The organism is uncultured Campylobacter sp. (assembly GCF_938045535.1).
Classification (GTDB): Bacteria; Campylobacterota; Campylobacteria; order Campylobacterales; family Campylobacteraceae; genus Campylobacter_B.
In genome coordinates this window covers 1-1,160 of record NZ_CALIMQ010000230.1, presented here as the reverse complement: position 1 = coordinate 1,160, position 1,160 = coordinate 1, and the positions used below count along the sequence as shown (strand labels likewise).

The 1,160-nt window shown below is 49.5% G+C and carries 1 pseudogene; it reads left to right on the top strand.

The annotated features are described in order from the left end of the window. A pseudogene (locus Q0095_RS07070) lies at positions 1-553 on the top strand (hypothetical protein); the annotation flags it as partial. Between the last annotated feature and the right edge of the window lie 607 nt (positions 554-1,160).

Here is a 1,160-nt window from a genome sequence, read left to right as displayed (position 1 = left end):
GCTCGTCGCCGCAGCCGGCACGCAAGCGGTAGTAAACATCAAAAAAGGCCAGTTTTTATCGCCGCAGGCGATGAAACACAGCGTCGAAAAGGTCCTGCAAACCCGCAGCGCACGGGCTTATACCCCGCAAAGCGGTGCAGCATCTAGCAATACACAGGCCGCTCAAAGCGCGCCACAACCAAGCGGCGGCGATATGTACGATCTGGCGCGCCGCTACGGCGTTTGGCTCACTGAGCGCGGTAGCACATTCGGCTACGGAAATTTGATCGTCGATATGCGCTCGCTGCCGATTATGCGCGAGTTTGCGCCGGTGATTTTCGACGCGACGCACAGCGTGCAGATGCCTAGTATCGGCGCTACGAGCGGCGGCGACTCGCGCTTTGTGCCGTACCTTGCGCGAGCGGCGGCGGCCGTGGGCGTGGACGGCTTTTTTTACGAAACGCACCCCGATCCCGCCCACGCGCTTTCGGATGGACCGAATATGTTAAATTTACAGCAGCTCAAGCGCGTCGTCGCGCAGACGCTCGCGATTCAAAAAGCGCTCGGATTTTAGAGCGGGCAGCTGTAAAATTTCAAATTAGGCTAGCGAGCTTAAAATTTTTCGCATGCTAGCCGCTTTTTCGCACTTTGCGCTAACAAATTTTATATTCACAAGGGCTTGCCTCAACCATAGCGAGTTCGTATCACGCGCTAAAATTTCAAACGCATCGCGCGGCTATAAAATTTAGCGCATTTATAAAATTTACCCCGCACGCTTCATTAAGCCTTAGGGCTTCGATAAAATTTATGCGGCATAGGGCGATCGTCAAGCCGTGAGCGGGGCAGTTTCGCGCCGCTAAATTTAAAATTTTAAAAGCCTCGTTTGCAGAATTTAGCTATAAATTTCGCAGCCATTCGCGTAAAATTAATGTAAATTTACGCGCAAATTCCGATCATTCAATCCGCGCCATTACACGACTCACTGCATGAAATTTAAGCCGAGATTAATGGGGGGGGTATAATTCAAATCCTAATTTCTTTTAAAGGATAATTTCATGGGTTACATAGAGTCTAACCTTCTAAAAGGCGAAGAGATAGTTGCGAAAGCTAAAATTCACTGGGTAGTTCTCATTCCCGCTATTGTTTTTTTAATCATTGCGTTGCTTATATTTAGCAAAGGC